16 protein-coding genes are annotated in these 19,743 nt (G+C 30.6%); 3 read left to right on the forward strand and 13 right to left on the reverse strand.

Features of this window, described 5'->3' with window-relative positions:
- Positions 1-41: 41 nt before the first annotated feature.
- Positions 42-950, forward strand: a complete 909-nt coding sequence (locus ACU68Y_RS04855; RefSeq protein ID WP_002837236.1) for an AAA family ATPase — start codon at positions 42-44, stop codon at positions 948-950.
- A complete protein-coding gene (locus tag ACU68Y_RS04860; RefSeq protein WP_446755614.1) occupies positions 950-2,635 on the forward strand; it encodes a hypothetical protein in 1,686 nt (561 codons plus the stop codon). The genes ACU68Y_RS04855 and ACU68Y_RS04860 overlap by 1 nt, the downstream gene beginning before the upstream one ends.
- A gap of 48 nt (positions 2,636-2,683) precedes the next feature.
- Here ACU68Y_RS04860 and nrdG read toward each other — a convergent pair whose 3' ends face one another.
- The 8 genes from nrdG to ftsE form a co-directional block, all read right to left on the reverse strand.
- Positions 2,684-3,184: an anaerobic ribonucleoside-triphosphate reductase activating protein gene (nrdG, locus tag ACU68Y_RS04865; protein ID WP_446755613.1), complete on the reverse strand. Its 501-nt coding sequence runs from the start codon at positions 3,182-3,184 to the stop codon at positions 2,684-2,686.
- A complete protein-coding gene (nrdD, locus tag ACU68Y_RS04870; protein ID WP_035113005.1) occupies positions 3,184-5,307 on the reverse strand; it encodes an anaerobic ribonucleoside-triphosphate reductase in 2,124 nt (707 codons plus the stop codon). Before nrdD ends, nrdG begins: the two co-directional genes overlap by 1 nt.
- A gap of 237 nt (positions 5,308-5,544) precedes the next feature.
- Positions 5,545-6,504: a polysaccharide deacetylase family protein gene (locus ACU68Y_RS04875; RefSeq protein WP_446755612.1), complete on the reverse strand. Its 960-nt coding sequence runs from the start codon at positions 6,502-6,504 to the stop codon at positions 5,545-5,547.
- Between the two features lie 8 nt (positions 6,505-6,512).
- Positions 6,513-7,688: a S41 family peptidase gene (locus ACU68Y_RS04880; RefSeq protein WP_446755611.1), complete on the reverse strand. Its 1,176-nt coding sequence runs from the start codon at positions 7,686-7,688 to the stop codon at positions 6,513-6,515.
- A 141-nt stretch (positions 7,689-7,829) separates the two neighbouring features.
- The gene (locus ACU68Y_RS04885; RefSeq protein ID WP_446755610.1) at positions 7,830-9,257 is read right to left on the reverse strand and encodes a hypothetical protein; all 1,428 of its coding nucleotides are present in this window, start codon (positions 9,255-9,257) and stop codon (positions 7,830-7,832) included.
- 155 nt (positions 9,258-9,412) lie between these two features.
- Positions 9,413-10,636, reverse strand: coding sequence for a murein hydrolase activator EnvC family protein (locus tag ACU68Y_RS04890; RefSeq protein ID WP_002842390.1), 1,224 nt, complete (start codon positions 10,634-10,636; stop codon positions 9,413-9,415).
- Between the two features lie 10 nt (positions 10,637-10,646).
- Positions 10,647-11,540, reverse strand: coding sequence for a permease-like cell division protein FtsX (ftsX, locus tag ACU68Y_RS04895; protein ID WP_446755609.1), 894 nt, complete (start codon positions 11,538-11,540; stop codon positions 10,647-10,649).
- A complete protein-coding gene (ftsE, locus tag ACU68Y_RS04900) occupies positions 11,527-12,210 on the reverse strand; it encodes a cell division ATP-binding protein FtsE (protein WP_446755608.1) in 684 nt (227 codons plus the stop codon). The genes ftsX and ftsE overlap by 14 nt, the downstream gene beginning before the upstream one ends.
- A gap of 100 nt (positions 12,211-12,310) precedes the next feature.
- On the opposite strand from ftsE, the gene ACU68Y_RS04905 reads away from it, so the two are divergent.
- A complete protein-coding gene (locus ACU68Y_RS04905; RefSeq protein WP_316451301.1) occupies positions 12,311-12,844 on the forward strand; it encodes a 5-formyltetrahydrofolate cyclo-ligase in 534 nt (177 codons plus the stop codon).
- 141 nt (positions 12,845-12,985) lie between these two features.
- On the opposite strand, the gene ACU68Y_RS04910 is transcribed toward ACU68Y_RS04905, so the two are convergent.
- From ACU68Y_RS04910 to ACU68Y_RS04930, 5 genes are all read right to left on the reverse strand, one after another.
- Positions 12,986-13,834 (reverse strand): ATP-binding cassette domain-containing protein, encoded by an 849-nt coding sequence (locus ACU68Y_RS04910; RefSeq protein ID WP_446755607.1) that lies wholly within the window; start codon positions 13,832-13,834, stop codon positions 12,986-12,988.
- Complete coding sequence (locus tag ACU68Y_RS04915; RefSeq protein WP_446755606.1) at positions 13,835-16,258, reverse strand: hypothetical protein; 2,424 nt, start codon at positions 16,256-16,258, stop codon at positions 13,835-13,837.
- 283 nt (positions 16,259-16,541) lie between these two features.
- A complete protein-coding gene (locus tag ACU68Y_RS04920) occupies positions 16,542-18,068 on the reverse strand; it encodes a peptidase S41 (protein ID WP_446755605.1) in 1,527 nt (508 codons plus the stop codon).
- Between the two features lie 28 nt (positions 18,069-18,096).
- A complete protein-coding gene (locus ACU68Y_RS04925; protein ID WP_316534818.1) occupies positions 18,097-19,545 on the reverse strand; it encodes a peptidase S41 in 1,449 nt (482 codons plus the stop codon).
- Between the two features lie 41 nt (positions 19,546-19,586).
- On the reverse strand, positions 19,587-19,721 hold the full coding sequence (locus tag ACU68Y_RS04930; RefSeq protein ID WP_316534817.1) for a hypothetical protein: 135 nt from the start codon (positions 19,719-19,721) through the stop codon (positions 19,587-19,589).
- Positions 19,722-19,743: the final 22 nt, after the last annotated feature.

Genomic DNA, 19,743 nt, shown 5'->3' on the forward strand with positions numbered 1-19,743 from the left:
ATACTAATGTCACAAATTAGATAATTTATGAAAGAGGTAATATGATTAATTTACTTGAATCACAAAATATAAATAAAAATTTAATAAAAGATGTAGAAAACTTTTTGAAGGACAATGGTGTAGATGACAAATTCAAATCCAGAATTCCTAAACCACGATTCAACTACTATGGAAAAGAAGTTTTGGAGATGGCTATAACAAGCATTTTGGAAGCGAATAATTTGCTATTGGTTGGTCCTAAAGCTACCGGCAAGAATATATTGTGCGATAATTTGGCATATATTTTCCAAAGACCACAATGGAACATTTCGTTTCATGTAAACACGGATTCTGAAAGTTTGATCGGTATGGATACTTTGAAAAACGATGAGGTTATTTTCAGAGCAGGTCCAGTTTTGGAATCTTCATTGAATGGAGGTTTCTGCGTGTTCGATGAGATTAATATGGCGAAGAACGATTCTGTTGCTATTATGCACTCCGTCTTGGATTATCGTCGAATTATAGATATACCTGGTTTTGAAAAAGTAGACATTCACGATAAAACAAGATTCTTGGCTACAATGAATTACGGATACGCTGGTACGCGTGAAATCAATGAAGCGTTGTTGTCCAGATTTTTCGTGATAGATATGCCAAAAACAGACGATAAAACTTTGAACAAGATACTTTCAGAAGAGTTTTCATTGACAGACACTGCCCAAAAAATGTTCGTGAGATTTTTCATGGATTTACAAGAAAAAAGTTTGAATTCTGAAATTTCTGGAAGATGTATCGACTTGCGTGGTTTGTTATCTTCAATCCACGCTATGAAAAGAGGTTTGAGCGTTAAATCAAGCCTAAAACTTGGAATTGTCAATAAAACATTTGATGAATTTGAAAAAACAATCGTGCAAGATATTATCGACACTATATTCAAGGACGATTTGAAACCGGAAGAGATATTTGAATAATGGAAGATTCAAGGTCCAAAAATCTATTTTGGTTGTTGAGTGAAGATTACAACATTAACCCCAATTTGGATTTTATTACAAAAGAAAATATCAATTCAGAGATTTTTCAGACTGCGCTTTTTGGATTTGCTCATAGATTCTACGATATTAATTCTGTTATGAAAATAATAGATAACGTGTCAAATAAAGCGGATATTTTCACGATTTTGATGATAATTTTAGACAACAATCTAAAACGTAAAATGTTAAGCGAAAGAAATGGGCTTGAGGATTTTGACAGGTTACAAAAATTATACTATTTTGACAAGTATTATAGGTCCAATCCGCAAAATATTTCTGAAGAATTGGAAAAATTTCATTACACTGATAAGCCCTGGACAACTACCAAATCTATTAGAGAAATCTTGATGTTGACTAGAACAAAATGCAATGATAGCTTGTCTCTTATAAATCTTTTGATTGAGATTGTAAATAAATATTTCTACTCATACAAGACAATCTCTGATAATGATAATTTTGAAAAGATAAAAAAGGAAATCAAACCAGTTATCGAGAAAACTAATCAGAAAATTATAACAAAACAAGAAAATGTATCTCAACTCGAAAAATATTCCATTGGATCACAAGAATTTACTGAAGATTTGTACAAATTATTAGAAGATGAGGATGTCGACAACGACTCTTCAACTCAAAAAACTTCCCGTACCAAGGATGTTCACACCAATATCGAAAGATTGTACGGAAAAAGTATCATCGATCAATCTATCTTGAATTCTTTGAAAAACAAACTGTCTACCGATATTCATTCTGATATAAATTTCCACATAGTGAATGCCAATTCCACTAGAATTGAAAACTACAGAACAAATCTTTTGGTAGAATCTTACAATGAGAATGTTAAACATTTTGAGAAAAATATACTCATCTACAATCGTCAAGTCAATGTTTTAAGTGAAATGCTGAAACTTGCTCTTCTCAAAAATGAAGATGATGATGTCAGAAGGTCGACGTTTGGAACTATCGATATCAAAAGAGCATGGCGTCACACCAAACTAAACGACAATAAGATTTTTAACAAAATCTACAAAAACGAAAACAGTCCAATGTCTGTTGATTTGTTATTGGATATGTCTGCAAGTCAAAGTGAGAAGAAGGAAATTATAGCAGCACAAGCTTATGTTATAGCGAAAGCATTAAGTGATTTGTCCATAAAAGTTCGTGTACTTGGTTTTCAAAATATGTACGATTATTTGATAATTACAAAATTCAAGGACTACGACGAGCAAAACTGCAAAAATATTTTTCATTATCATCCAGAAGGCTCAAATAGAGACGGATTGGCACTCAAATTTATGAGAAATATTATGACGGAACAAATGGAGTCCAAACTTTTGATAATGCTAACAGATGGCAAGCCAAACAATATCGTAAATCTTAATTTTGTCGGCAAAACCAGATTTAAAGCGCAAGATTACGTCGGAGAATTGGCAGTAAAAGACACTGCAAAAGAAGTGTTCTTGACTAGAATGCAAAAAATAAAATTACTAGGTGTGTTCACTGGATCACAAGACGATTTGACTTTTGAGAAGGAAATCTTCACCAATGATTTCTGCTACATTAAATCTCCTGAAATGTTTAGCAAAACCGTCGGCTCATTTACCAAAAATATAATATCTAATATGTAATTAATTGCAAAACGAAACCGTTAGAACCACAAGATTCTAACGGTTTATTTATAATTTATTTTCATCAACTAATATGATTTTATCCATTGTGGTCTTATTCAAATCAATCAATCTTTGATTTGACGAGCCGCGAAACTTCAATCTTAAATCTTTTAATTCTTCAACGAATCTTCCATCAACGAGTACATCGCACATGTCCAATAACTTTTTGCAGTTTTGTTTTTGAGAAAGTGTTTCGTAAGTGTATCCCGAAAAAATCCAGATACTTTTGTTCGTGTTTTCTCTGATTTTTCCCACAATTTCTATCAAATCATCGCATGATTCGAATGGTTCTCCGCCTAAAATTGTAAGTCCATCAATTTCTTCTTGGTTCAAATAATCTATTACTTGATTCGTTTGCGTATCGGTCCATTTGTCTCCAAAATTTGGATCTTGATATTCCTTGTTAAAACAATTCTTGCAGTTGAGGCTGCATCCTGTTACAAAAAACGTGCACCTAATTCCAGGGCCGTTTGCCACATCGTATTGTCTGATTTGTGCGTAATTCATTAAATGTGTAATACCCTATCTTTGATTTCTTTTGTTCTTCCTTCGTTCCAGAAGTTTTCTCCAAGATATCCACAAGTTCTTCTAACAACATTCATCGTAGCATGGTCTTTGTTTCCACATTGTGGGCATTGCCAATCACCATCTTCGTTGATTGTAATTTCTCCATCGAAGCCACAGTTTTGGCAATAGTCGCTTTTAGTGTTGAATTCTGCGTATTGAATATTATCGTAAATGTATTTTACAAGAGTTTCCAAAGCTTTCAAATTCTTGCTCATATTTGGAATTTCTACATAAGAAATACATCCGCCTGATGATTTGTCTTGGAATTTCGATTCAAATGAGAATTTTTCAAAAGCAGATATGTCTTCTCTTACATCAACGTGGAATGAATTTGTGTAGTAGCCTTTATCTGTGATATTTTCAATTACTCCGAATCTTTCTCTGTCGATGCTATTAAATCTATGAGTTAAACTTTCTGCTGGAGTTCCATACAATGCAAATCCTAGATTAGTTTCCTTCTTCCATTGTTTTATTTTTTCATTCATGATATCCATTATTTTCATTGCAAATTCTTTGCCTTTTGGAGTAGTGTGGCTTTCGCCAATAGTCAACAATGTTGCTTCATAAATTCCGATGTAACCCAAAGTTACAGTCGCATATCCACCTATCAACAAATCTTTGATTGGTGTGTGTGGTTGAAGTCTTGCGATAGCTCCGTGTTGCCAATGGATTGGAGAAGAATCACTAGTTACATCTTTTAGTAAATCGTAACGCAACACTCCAGCTCGTTTGCACATTTCTAATCTTTTGTCTAATATTTCGAAGAATTTATCTTCATCTCCATCAGCCAAGATTCCGATTTGTGGTAAATTAATCGTAACAACTCCGATATTAAATCTACCTTCAAATTGGTAATTGCCATGTTCATCTTGCCATGGAGACAAGAACGCTCTACATCCCATTGGACTGAACACATTTCCTTCGTAGTTTTCTCTCATTTTCTTAGCTGAGATGTAATCCGGATACATTCTCTTAGCTGTACAACGAATTGCAAGTGAAGTCAAATGATAAAATTCGCTGTCCTTGTGAATGTTATTTTCATCCAAAACGTAGATTAATTTAGGGAATGCTGGTGTAACATACACTCCTGCTTCGTTCTTGATTCCTTGAATTCTTTGCTTCAAAATTTCTTCGATTATCTTCGCAGTTTCTTCCTTGTATTCATCGTGATCTTCAATAAACATAAACAAAGTCACAAATGGAGCTTGTCCATTGGAAGTCATCAATGTATTGATTTGATATTGGATTGTTTGAATTCCAGATTCCAAATCTTTTTGAGTCATCTTATCTGCCATTTTTTCAGCCATGTCGATGTCTCCAAGAGTTTCAATACACAAATTCAAATTCTTTTCGTAAGATTTTCTCAAATATTTTGACAAACATCTGATGTCGATACTTTGACCACCGTATTGATTACTTGCTATTTGTGCGATTATTTGAGTCATTACATTGCAAGCAACTTGGAATGATTTTGGTGATTCGATTAATTTACCATTTACAACAGTTCCCTTGTCAAGCATATCTTTCATATTTACAAGGCAACAGTTAAACATAGGTTGGATTATGTAATCCATATCGTGAAGATGAATTGCCCCTTCATCGTGTGCTTGAAGCAAATCTTGTGGAATAAGCTTTCTTCTTGCAATATCCTTGCTAACTTCACCAGCGATTAAATCTCTTTGAGTGGAAGCTATCACAGCGTTTTTGTTGGAGTTTTCTTCTAACAAATCCTTGTTACTTTCTTCCAATAAACCGATTATACTTTCATCAGTAGTGTTAGTTTCTCTCTTATATTTCTGTACGGCCTTGTAGTTTTCGTATGCTCTTGCCGTAGCGGGATTGTTGTACTGAATTAACTTGTAATACACTTGGTCTTCAATATCAGTAATACTCAAAACTTTTCCAATTGTTTTGGCATATCCTTCAATTTCTTTGGCGATTTTTTCAGCCAAATTCTCCTCGTAAATACCTGTACTACTATTCATAGCTTTTTCTATCGCAACGACAATTTTTTTAGCATCAAATTCAACTTGCCTTCCGTCTCTTTTTTCTACAGTTAACATTTTTAACTCCTCTTCTCTTTCCTTTTTATATTAATAAAATAAAATTTTTTGTTCTTTTTTACTACTGCTTCATTATATCAAATACTACAGATAGTATCAATATGTGGGTTTTTGATTTTTATTCATACTATATATAGTTAGTAGGAATTAAAACATTAAAAAAGCACCTTCTCAAAAAGGTGCTCTGTATAATAATTTAATTGTGGCAAATTTAAGCTAATATTTATTATTTTAAAATTATTTTAAAATTCCAAATTCATATCCCTTATCTTTAAAATTTTTAATAATTGCTGGAAGTGAATCAACAGTTAGTTGTTTTCCTGGTGCATCGTGACACAAAACTACAACTAAATCTTGTTCAGCTTGATAAGTTAATGAAGTATTTGCAAATTCAACCATGCCTTCCACAGTCGTAGGTCTTCTGCTTTTTGGTTCTGCATCTCCAACCAAACTGTTCCAGTCTATCCAGTGAATTCCCAAAGATTCCAATGCTTCATCGCCTGGTTTTAATTGTTTCCAACTCATGTGTCCACCTGGATATCTCCACACGCTTGTTTTAAAATCTGGACCAAGAACATCTTGCAATGCTTTTTGTGCCATTTCTGCTTCCTTTTTAATCCTATCAGCGTTTGCAACTCTTCCTGGATATAATTTTGAATAATCGTGTTCAAAAGAGTGAAGGGCAATTGCGTGGCCTTCATTTATTTGGCGTTCCAAAATATCTTTGGTATCTTGTGAAACATGCTTACCAACCACAAAAAATGTAGCAGGAACATTTTCTTTCTTTAATATATCCAAAACTTGTAGAGTTATGCTGTGGTTTGGGCCATCATCAAAAGTCAAGAAACAAATTTTTTTGTTATCTGTATTTTTAACATAGCCTTCAGATTTTGTAGGTCTTATAAATTGACTGATTTTCTTCGCATCATAAGCATAAGAATCTGCTTTTAAAATATGATTTGAACCCTTAATTAATTTATTAGGATCTGGTTTTTGTTCTTCTTTTTTATCAGCAGTTTTCTTGCTTGATTTCTTAGAAGAACTCTCAGCTACTTTTGGATTAAGACTTTGTTCGCTGTTGGCTACTTTTACTGCAATAAAACTTCCTACAGCCAACACAAAAACCAAAAGAACTATTGAGTTAATTATTTTTTTTCTTCTCTTGCGTTTTCTTCTCGCTTCTCTTTCTTCTCTCATAATATCTCCTATTTTTTATTTAAAATCTCTAAAGCTTTTTGAAGTTGATTGTCTTCTTTCATATACTCAACTCCAATTCCCTTTGCCTTTTCGTTCAACTTGATAACAACGTCTGGTGTAATTCCTTGTTTGTGAATTTTGTTACCCTTTGGTGAAAAATACTCGCTAATTGTAAGCTTCAATCCCTCGCCTTTTTCCATCGGAATAATCGTTTGAACAATACCCTTTCCGAAAGTTTTCTCTCCGACAATTGTAGCTTTCTTGTAATCCTTCAAAGCTCCCGTCAAAATCTCAGATGCAGATGCACTTGAACCATTCACAAGAACTACCATTGGTAAATTTTGTTCTGAAGCATCACTTTTTTGAATATCCTCTTTTTTATTCTTATCTACAGTCTTCACTATAACTCCTTTTGGAAGAAGATAGTCTGCTATTTTAACTGTAGAATCCAACAAACCACCAGGGTTGTTACGCAAATCCAAAACAATTGATTTCACATTTTGTTTTTTCAAATTTTCGTATTGTTCAATAAATTCCTTATCAGTTTTTCTGTCAAATTGAGTTATGTTGATATATCCAATATCTCCAATTTTTTGAGAATTAACAGTAGTCAAACTAATCATACGACGCGTAATATTTACATCAAAAATCTTACTTGTTTTGTTCTCCATTCTGGCAATAGTAAGCTTCACATCTGTATTAGGCTTACCCTTCATCACCTTTACAGCATCATTCATTTGAGATGCGTTGTAATCCTTGCCGTTAATTTTAAGTATAATATCATCTTTTTTGATGCCTTTTTCAAAAGCTGGACTGCCTTTAATAGCACTAACAACAGTTATTGCGCCGGTTTCAGAAGGAGTAACCACAATTCCAACACCTGCATATTCTCCTTCGGTTTGTTGATTCAAACTATCCATCTCTTCCTTAGTCAAAAACTCAGAATAAGGATCTCCCAAAGCTTTTACATAACCTTCAACAGCTCCTTCTTGTTGCTTGTTCTTGTCTATATCAAAAAGATAATATTGGTCAATTAAGTTTTCAATCTTATTGATCTTCGCTAGTGGAATACCATTTTCATTCGCAATTGCAGATCTTTTTCCTGTAGCATTTCCTACAGAAAAACTAAGATACACCAATAAGCAAATCCCCAATCCAATAAAAACTTTTTTTAATGTCTTCATAAATCACCTCTAACTAATATATAGTATAACAGATTAACGATTTTTTGTATTAAAATTGAGTTACAATTTGTCTAAGATTATTGGGCTTTTAATAAAAAATATCCCCTTTTAATAAATAAAAGAAGATATTAATTACATTATTTAATTGTTAATAGCATAATTCATAACCCTATCATTGCCAATAGCGTAATCCTGGATTTGATTTTCGATAAACATATCGGGATACCACGTATCTTCTCTACAATTTAAATCTATTATTTTACATGGATTAACAACATATTTATCCGCATAAATAAAACCTTCTGATAATTGAATTAATAATTTACTTTTTCCCAAATAGATTTGTCCTCCTAAAGTACTTGTAAAAAAAGGAACTGCTCCAGTATATTCTCCTATAAATTGTACATTATTTAAAAATTGTTTTGTTAGACCTAGTAAAAATGTACATGAAGAGTATGTTCCATTACCTATTAAAATTTTAAAATTAATTTCTGGAAATTCATCTTGGATTTTAACTAACTGTGTCAAAAATTCAAACACATGATTTGCATATCCCCCAGAATTATCCCTAATATCAATTACAATATTATTTATTCTTTTAGTAGTTAGCAGATTTTCTATTTTTTCATTCATTTCCAAAATCTTAAATTCTTCATTATCAAAACACTTATTATATTTTATTACCAAATTACTATCGACATTATAAAAGTAAAAATTCTTACTCTTACTAGATTTTTCTTTAAAAAAGTTAATAAATTCATATCTAGGATTTTGTTCCCTTTTATATTCTATTGATAAATCATCAAGTACACCATTTTCACTTTTTAAAATTTTAACTTCATCTAGTTTTTGTAGTTTCACCTTTTCAGTTTGGATTTTGCTATTATCGATATATGCTAATTCGAATTCGAATCCATCTATAATCTTTTCTTTTATGTATACATCGGAATAATAGGCATAATAATATTTAGAGTTAAATTGTTTTATATACTCATTTTCACCTGGACAATACTGCAAGATTCTACTGTAAACATCGTTAATATCGTAGTCGTTAATTTTAATTATCTCCTTATATAAAAGATGTTCATAATTTTTAGAGGCATCTATGATATAAAATTTATCTCCAATTTTTTCAATCATAATAGGCAAATAACTAGTACCAAAATCTTTTACAGAACTACTATGACCATTCTTAGATTTTGCAATTATTCTTGCTATGTCTAAGTTTAAATCCATTAATGTTTTATCTGATGTATCATTAAATAAAATGTCTCTCTCTTTTTCTAGTTCAGTTTTATCTAGTTGACTTACTGGTGTTCTATCATTAAAATAAAAAACAAAATTTCTAAGGTCAGTTTCATAATCTGACTGCGATAGTTTATCTTGTAATCTAAGATTTCCAATTTCAATACTTTCAGATTCATTAATTTCTTGTGAATTTCTATTTATTATTTTTAATTCGATATCCTCTGTATTACTATCAGCAAATACAGTATCAGGATACAACGTATTCATGCAAAAAAGTATAATCGTTAAAATAACAAGAGATGCTAAAATTGTTTTTTTCATTTTATTTCCTCTTAAATATTGTCAATCGTTTTCTATAACTCCATCTTACAAATAAAACACTTAATTGTCAAACATTTAGTTATTTATTTCTCCAAATATTTTATGTTGATTTATTGCATTAAAAAAACTAAGTTATTGCTAACTTAGTTTCATAATTATCTTAAATAGTTTAATGGATCAGTGTGTTGACCATTGAATCTAACTTCGAAATGAAGATGAGATCCAGTTGAATATCCTGTCGATCCCATAAACGCGATTAATTGTCCACGTTTTACTCTTTGACCTACGCTACAATTGTATCCACTCAAGTGTCCATAATATGTCAATGCTCCATTATCGTGTTGAACTTTTACGAGGTTTCCGTAGCCACCGCTCCATCCAACGTGAACTACAACTCCATCTTCTGCAGATACGATATGCGTTCCAAGTGGCGCTGCAATATCAAGTCCTGTGTGGAATCCCGATCCTCTTCCGAATGGATCGCTTCTCCATCCATAAAAAGATGTCATTCTGTGAGATGATGGTACTGGCCATTGTAAGTATGCCCCGTTGTTATTGACAACTGGTGCTGAAATATTTGAGTTGAACGCTTTATTTCTTTGCAACATTTCACGTCTTCTTTTTTCAGCTTGAGCTCTTTGTGCTGCAAGTAATTTTGCTTGTAGTATTGCCTTTTTTTCTTGGTCGATTTTGCCGTCGATTTTTTCAAGTTCTTTAATTAATGAAGATATTTCTGATTCTGTCATGCTGACATTTTTTGAAATATCGTCGATTAACTTTTGTTGTTCAGCCAATGTATCATTTAATGCTACGACTTTTAATTCCAAATTCTTTTTTACAATTTCCATTGTTTGCATTTTGGATTTTAGTTCGTCTTTTTTGTAATCTAATGAAATTTTTTCGTGTTTCAAATCGTTCAATAGATTTTTATCATATCTAGCAATATAATTCATCAAACTTACATTGTTCAATAAATCGTTCAAATTTCCAGATCCGAAAATCACATCAACTTTTGCGCCATCTTTTGATATATACATTCCTTTTAATCTTTTTTGAAATTCTTTTGTTTTTTTATTGATGCTAGATTGGTATTTTTCAATTTCTTTTTTAGTATCATCTATTGATTTATTGATTTTTTCCAATTCTTGTTGTTGAATAGCAAGTTCTGATTGAGTTTGAGTTAGTTTTAAGTTGATGTTTTTCAACTTTTCCATCTCAGCGTCTTTGTTATCTTTTAATTTATTTAGGTTGGATTTAGATTCGTTTAAATCCGAAGTTTTTGCTTTTTTTTCGTTATTTAATTCGGTTAATTTGTCTGCATACACTGCATTAGTCATAAGCATCATGCACAAGGCTAACGCGACAATTTTCTTCTTCATAATTCCTTCCTTATATTTTGAGATATTTTTTGCTACTTAATACGGAACCGAATGCTCCAATTCCGATGCCTAGACTGATAAAAATCTTCAACAAATCCCATCTAATCATCACTGGTGGAACTAAATATGTTGATATCAATCCATATACAGTCTTATTATACCTCAAATATCCATATCTGTATAGGTAATAACAAGCCAAAAACGCAACCACTGCGCCAATTATTCCGAAAAATATTCCCTCTACAACAAGTGGTGCAGATATTACTAAATTCGATGCACCGATATTTTTCTTAATTGCAATTTCTTTTCTTCTAGCATATACTGTCAATCTAATTGTATTTGAAATATTTATTATTGAAATCAGAACCAATATCGCAACTACGATTGAGCCTGCGTATTTTACAATTCTAGATGCATTTGAGATTTTTGCTATCAAATCCTTGTAAAAGCTTACCTTTTCAACACCGTCTATTTTTTGAAATTCTCTGACGTATTTTTCAGCGTCGTTTACATCCTTCAATGTAACTTCAAATGATGCAGGAAAAGCTGATTCCATTCCTTCAATCAAAGTTTTATCATCCAAAGATTTGGAGAAATTCTCCATAGCTTGTTTATTAGACACATACTTCAAATCCTTAACGCCATCTTTTTGTTTGATAAACTGCTCAATCTTTTTCGTCTTGTCCTCTTGAATTCCATTTTCCAAATACACATTGACAAGATTAACTTTTCCTTCGATGTCTTTTACAGCTTGATTCATTGTCAACATAGATATAATTACAGATCCCAAAATCAAAAGTGCCAGAGAAATCGTCGTCAAAGATGCAAGTCCCATCGATCTGTTTTTCCAAATCCCTACAAATCCTTCTTTCAAAGTGGATATAATAACTCTAATTCTTCTCATACATTCCACCTTCTTCATCTCTAACAATAATACCCTTGTCCAATTGAATTACTCTTTTTTGTAATTTGTTAACAATATCTTTCTCGTGAGTTATCATCATAACAGTCGTACCACGTTCATTAATTCTAACCAACGCATTGGCAATGTCCATGCTAGTCACTGGATCCAAATTCCCCGTAGGTTCGTCTGCAATAAGTAGTTTTGGTTTATTAACCATCGAACGTGCAATGCAGACTCTTTGCATTTCCCCACCGGATAGTTCGTGTGGATATGCATTCTTTTTATCCTTCAAATTTACCAAATCAAGGACAGTATCAATCGTCGATTTTATATCTGAAGAACTCTTTCCCAAAATTTGCATAACGTATTTTATGTTTTGGTACACAGTCTTATTCTCCAATAGTTTAAAATCTTGAAACACCATTCCTATACTTTGTCTTAATTTAGGAACCTTCCTAGCTTTTAATCTGGTTATGTCTTCACCGTATAGGTAAATCTTACCTCTATCTGGATTTATTTCTTTAAGTATAAGTTTCGTAATAGTTGATTTGCCCGCACCGCTTGGCCCAATCAAAAAAACAAATTCACCTTGTTCAATTCTAAAATTGCAATCGTTTAGTGCGCACACTTTATTTTTATATGTCTTATCTACATGAACGAATTCTAACATTTTTCACCTCGCAACCCTTATTATATCACAGTATTTTTAAATTTTTAAACAACTGGATATTTAAATCTTTTTAGGGTATATATATTTTTAGGTGATGAAAATGAATAAAAAAGAAATTAGAAAACAAATGTTACAACAAAGAGACTCCATCTCCGACAAACAAAAAGTCGACGATGAACTCTTAAAAGAATTGGAAAACTTAGAAGAATTCAAAAATTCCAAAAATTTTTTTGTGTATGTGAGCTTTGGCTCTGAGTTTAATACTCACAAACTCATCAAAGATTTGTTGGAACAAGGAAAAAAAGTATACGTTCCTTACGTAAAATCAAAAGGACAGATGATTGCCGTAGAAATCAAAAGCATGGATGATTTGGCTCCTGGAGCTTACGGAATCTTAGAACCTAAAAATCCAGTTGAATCAGACGTTAAATTTGATTTCATGCTAGTACCTGGATTATGCTTCGACAAAAACAAATACAGAATTGGCTACGGTGGAGGATTCTACGACAGATTCATCGACAAAATCGGCGAAGATTCCTACAAAGTTTCCATAGTCTACGATTTTCAATTAGTTGATGATTTGCACCCTGAAGAGTTTGACAGACCAGTTGACAAATTAATAATTCAAAAATAATTATCCACAAGCAAAAAGACCACAAAATTGAATTTCAATTCATGTGGTCTTTATTCGTATAAGTATCGTGGACAAGAACATCCAATCAACCAAACTTATAATTAAATTTCTTAAAAATATCCTTCAACTTTGATGTGTAAATTATATTTTAAACAATTCCATGTATCTTTCTTGAGAAGATTTTGATTTCTTGTCTATACTATAAATATTTACATCCAATTGCGATAAAATCTTCAAAATTGATTTAATATTTTCATCTTTTAGTATAATCAATTTATTTTCGTATTCATATCCATTGTTCATCAAAGTTTTTTTGACAAGTTCATCATTAGAAGTTGAGAGATTCAAATATTTTACAGATTCTAGTTTTTCTTCCAAGATTTTCTTATCCTTCAAGAACAAAATATCACGACTTATATCATCCAAATCATTCACCCCATGGCTCGATATAATAATTCCTACATTTTGTTTGGCAATCTCTTTCAATAAATTCTTCGTTTTTATAACACTTGTTGGATCCAAACCATTTAGAGGTTCATCTAATAAAACATAATCATTTCCCGGCAAGAAAGACATTGCAAGCATTAACTTTTTTTTCATTCCTAATGAATACTCTCCAACCCTTTTATGTGCAAATCCCTCTATCTCATATTTTTTGCATATATTATTCACATCTTCTGTAGATTTTTTATATGCATTCTTGATTAATTCCAAGTAATCTATACCTTTCATATTAAAATCTAAGATAGTTTCATCTCTGAAAAAAGTTAACTTATTGAAGATTTTTTCATCATCATACTGTTCATTATCTATTACTATTTTACCACCATCTATTTTTATGGAATTGGATATGCTATTCATTAGTGTCGTTTTTCTCGATCCATTTGGTCCAACCAAGGCTTTAATCTGTCCTTTTTCCAATCCAAAATTGACTTTATCTAAAATAGTTTTATCTCCATATTTCTTTTCTAAATCAATAACTTGTAACATTTATTTCCTCTTTTCTTCAAATTTCTTCTTGCTAATAAAATACAACACTACAGTCCATAAAATAATAGATATTACTCCAAACGTAAAATTTAAATATCCATTTTGTTGATGAAATGACATAAATCCATTCGCCACAGCAGAACTATCCATATAAGAGAATGGCAAAAAAGCAGGAACGAATCTCACAATGTACGGTAATCCAATTGATAGAATCACAATCAACGCAACTATCAAATTCGAAATTTTATTGTCTATGAATAGTTTAGTCATGTTTATGAAGATAGAAAAACAAGCACTCACAAGTATCGATAATATTGTGCTTTTGATAATAAATTCCCTGTATCTCATAACTTCTGCACTAAACATTATATTTGATATTCTCATTGTTGGAAGTTGTGAATTACCAATTCCACCAATTATTGTTCCAATTGCAAATACAATTGCCAAAACAATCAAGAATCCTATTATTGTGCTGAAAATACTTGATAATACATTTCGCCTAAAAATAGAATTTTTGTTAATCGGTGTTAGTTTTTGTATTTCTATAATCTTCTTATTTCTAGATAACAAACTTCCAAACATACAAGCAGACAATAATGTAACAATAATATTGAATTTCGTGTAAAACAAATCATATAACAGATTTATTCCTGTAATACCCTCACTACTACCATTAAACAAATAGGAAAATATCCTATCTTTTATCTTCAAATACTTAACTCCATCTTCAGGATTATAGTCAACATTATATATTCCATCATACATTCTATTTGAAGGTGTAACCTTCATCTTATTAAGTAAATCAATTTTATCGTACATATATCGTTTCGTGTACATACTTAAAGAATCGCACTTATCCATATATCCACTACTTTGATCAAACCTCAAATCTCCTGATGTGAATTTGTCTTGATAAAATTTGTAGAATTTATCTGGATCTCGTTCTCTATTGATGTACACTCTGTATTCTTTAATTCCACCTTCAAATTCTTTTTCAAAATTTTCAAGATTTTGATTAATTTCCGCCTCTGTCATATATGGATCATTTAAAATCTTCGCCTTATAAGACTGACCAAAAGCTAAGTAATTCTTGTAAACTTGTTCTCCTTCTTCACGTAATTTATTGTATTTTTCGGTTTTAAAAGCCGTAAATAACGAAAACAAACCAACTGTTATTAAAATAAACACAACCATTTGCTTGGAAATTATATTAGTTAACACCAAACCCTTTACACTAGTCGTGTCAACTTTTCTGTAGGATACTTTTTCTTTTTTCGCTCTATCCTTGACACTGAAACAGCAAACTAAAAGAATTATATCTACCAACAACAAGCACACCATTTGCATCCACGAAAAATATTTAGTTATGAATAGCGGATTGAATCTGTGATTGAACAATAACAAATCACCAACAAAACCACCAATAACAATAATAGAACAGATCATTTCCATTGTTTTCGATGTGAAAATTTTCTTGACAAATGATAATATTCCAAATACAAAAGTAGAAGATAAAACCAAAGTTACAATCGCTCGCAACAAGATTTCGTAAGGTTTCAAATACTCTAACTTCACAAATCCTAAGTTCTGTTTTTCAGTTAAGAATTTGTATCTTTCAAGTACAGATATGTGATAATAATCAAATTTACCGAATCCATCCAGAAATACTGTGCTAATTAACAATAAGAATAATAAAACTGACACAATATACATAATGTAAATTAATAAACTCATAAAAAATCTATTCTTTGTAATTAAGATGTTTTTAAATGGTAACTTCTTCAACACATCATCATTTTCCAAGGATATGATTAGAAATATAGCTAAAAATATCGCTGGAACTGCACCAAATAAAATAGATGACTGTTTCGAAATAATAGCAGCAAAATTTAACTGTTTATACTCATTTATAACTCCATTTGTTTTTGTCGAATTATCAGAATTTCTATGTTTAATAAAACTAATGTAGTCCTTATCTAGTTTTATCTTTTTGTATTCAGTATGAGAATCCAATTCATCTAAAAGTTCTAAAACGTTTTGCTCATGAGTATAGATTGATTTGGCATCGTATTTTCTGCTGTATTCTCCAAACGATGACTTGTTCGTATTTGTCGACATAAAATTATCTATCTCGTACAAATTATCCGATAACTTTCCATAATATTTTAATTCTGTGTCATATATTTTTTCGTTTTCTTCGACGCTTAACTTTGGATTTATCTTATTGCCACTTCTTTTGTTTTTCAAAAAATAAGCAATCAAACTATCAGTGCTGGATTCCATTTCTTTTATTCTATCTAGCTCATGATATGTTGACTTTTGCATTTGTAAAAATAAAGTTGCGAAGCACATTATTAACGACAATAAAATCACGAAAAAATATGTTTTGTTTCTGATTAATTTTTTATGTAAATATTTTAGCATAGTTTCCTCCTGTTATTGGTATTTTACTAAAAGTAATTATAAGCGTTTCACGGTGATTGCTTTCTTACTTTTTTTACGTTTTAGTTTTTTACCTCATTAACTCTTATCTATATTTTAACATATATTTTAATAAATATTACAATCATATGTAATATTAAAACATCATTAAATTTGAATTAACAGGAAATAAAGTAATAAAAAATAATTATCAACAAGAAAAAAGACCACAAAATTGAATTTCAATTCATGTGGTCTTTGAAACTTCTCATATTCCTAGAAATATCTAATTAAATATTCCCTTTATTCTATCAAACAAAGAATTGTTTCCTTCATTTCTCAGCACATAATTCATAACCTTGTCATTGCCAACTGCGTAATCTTCGATTTGGTTTTCGATAAACATATCAGGATACCACGTTGATCCATCGCCTTTGTTTAAATTCGAAGAGTGTATAACATCTTTGTAAGTATAATCATATCTTCTCATTTCTCCTGATGTGTGTATGAATAGTTTGCTTTTCCCGAGATATACAATATTTCCTCCAGACATATTATGATTTGAAGCTCCCGCAGTATTTGTTCCAATCATCTGTACATTTTCTAAGTTCCTTTTTACACTATCCAACATTCTTATCCCAGCTGAAAAAGTATCTTCACCAGTTAACACTTTAATATTGATTTTTGGATTTAATAATTGATATTGCATTATCGCAAACTCTAATTCTTTTGCGTTTGTAAACATGCCACCACCATTATATCTGATGTCTAATATGATGTTGTCAATATCTTTTGCTTGTATTTCATTTTGCATTTTAGTTATCATATCTTTTAATACGTTATCTTTATTGATATCGTAAGAATCATTATATTTAATTACTAAATTTCTGTTTGATTTATAGAAGTAAAATGGTTTATTTTCTGTGAATTGTTCTTTTCCCCAATTTGTATATGCATCCCATTTTAATTCACTAGTATCATACATTATTTGATTGTAGCTTTCATCATCGTAATAATTTTTGTATATTCCAATACTCTCAGTTTTAATGGTGTCTACAATTTTATCAACGATTTTTCCATTTTGCAAAATTTGTAAATGTACTTTATCTCCTTTTATTATATTTTCTTTTTTAAGTAAATCTGTGTATAACATGTAACCATAATGTAAAATATTTTTCTTTCCAATTTCATTCTCTGCAGAAATGTATTTGCACACTATTTTCAATATTTCAGATGATTTTACACCTTCAATGCTTACGATTTTAGAATACAATAAGTCCTTGCATTTTTCCGTTGTATTTATGATGTAGAATTCGTCGCCAATTATTTTTATTATGAACGGGAATTGCTCTGTCCCCAAATGCCACATAGCAGTTGTGTGTCTATCGTTCATGTTAGATATTATTTTACTAAGCTGTAAATTCAAATCTCCAACTGTATTTCCTGTTGGATTTTGTAGTAATTTATCAATATCCGAATCTAGTTGTTCTTTTGTGTATCCTCCAAGATAGCCTTGTTCATGAATATAAAAGCTTTTAAAATTATTAACATCTTTTATGTAATCTTCTTTTGATAAAATTCTATTTAATTCAATCTCTCCAAGTTTTTTGTGTTTTTCCTTGCTTGTATCTAAGTTTCCCTTGTTGTACATGCTATTTACAGATAATGTTAATACTTCTATATTATCAAGTTCATTTTCAGAATATGAAATATTAGAAAAAGCTATTGCTATAACTATGATTATAGCAGCGCTCATTTTTTTGATCTTATTTATCATTTTTGATTTGTATCCCTTTTCTGTAATGATTTTCATAAAATACTCCTTACAATGTTTCCTGGTATTATCTTTTCAAATTTTTTATTTTGTTGATCAAGAAATTGTCTCCTTCATCTCTCAATGCATAATTCATTGCAGGGTCATTTCCTATCATATAATCTGCAAACGACTGTTCTGCGTGGAAGTCTGGTGTCATTGTATTCCTATCAAAATCAAAGTTCATATAATTAAACAAATACGAATCGACATCTTCATAGTGTTGTCTAAAAACCATCATACAGTAAGATATTTGAAAATAAGTATCTTTAGTATAAAACATATTGACATTTCCACCATATGTTAAGACTGGAAATCCACTATCTGTTCCAATTACTTCAACGTTATGAAAATTCTTTACAAATAGCAAAGCGCAGTCTCCTGCAGAAGAGTAAGTTCCATCACTTATTAGAACTTTTATTTTGGTTTTAGGATTTGCCCCCTGATATGCCATCATTTTACTAAAAATATTGAAGATATATGAGGAATCTCCTCCGGAGTTATATCTTAAATCTATGATTATATTTGAAAATTTGTTACTATCTAATTTGTCACAGACATCCTTGGTGAATTTTTCAATCTTATAATTATCATTTTCAGTACAGGAATTATATCTAAGAATTAATTTGTCACCTTTTGTTTCAATATAGTGCAATCTGTTTACATCTACAGGATTTGATAATGGTTTTATTGAAACATTATTTTCATTACTAGTTCTTTTTCTTTCATATTGTAATATATCAGTTTTTCTTCCATTTATCTTTAATTTACTTACTATTAAATCATCTGACTTAACAAATGGTATAACTACTTTTATAATTTTATCTCCTGTTTTTAATTCATAAATATTCTGTTTTTCTGCAATTAGATTTTCTTTTTTCAAAATGCCGTAAGAATTTAATAAATAATTTTGCTGACGACGTCTAAAACTTTTGTTTTCTCCAATAGCATAAGTTTCTAATCTATCAACAATATCTTTTATTTTAATATTATTTATGCTTATAACTTCTGATCCTAGTAAGTTATTAAATTGTTCATTTGCTTCCACTATGTAATATTTCTCGTTAAATTCAGCTATAAAAACTTCAGATTTTTTCATATCAATTGGAAGAATAGTAACATGCCCTTGTTTATATTTTGAGATTACCTTCATTAAATCAAGATTTAGATCCAGAACAGTTTTATTTTGTGAATCATTTAATAGTTTATTATAAGAATTTCTAATTTCTTCAATGTTTTGTGCTTCATAATAAACATGATTATCAATCATAAAATCTCTTATACATCTTACCTGATTCTTATACTTTTCTGAACTAATAGGTTTAATGCCTTCAATTTTTTTAGAATCATATTTTTCAATGTTACTAGTGTTGATGTAATCAATTAAGTCCTGTTGGCTAATTGTTATAATTTCGTCCTGCTTAACAAAACTAGTAGTGGTTATAAAAAAAATCATAACCACTGCTAACTTTATCATTTTACTTAACGTCTGTCTTTGCAACATATCCATTACCTTTATTATAATTCTGGAACACATACTGAAGTTCCATAATAGTTGCATTTGTTATTCCAACAAGAAACTTCGTTTATGCTACAAACTCCACTTCCACTTGTTCCTGCTTCGTGATTTCTACCGTCTATTAAAATTTTCATATTTTTCTCTCCTTGAATTTTA

Source organism: Finegoldia sp. P1-F-LS, assembly GCF_052932205.1.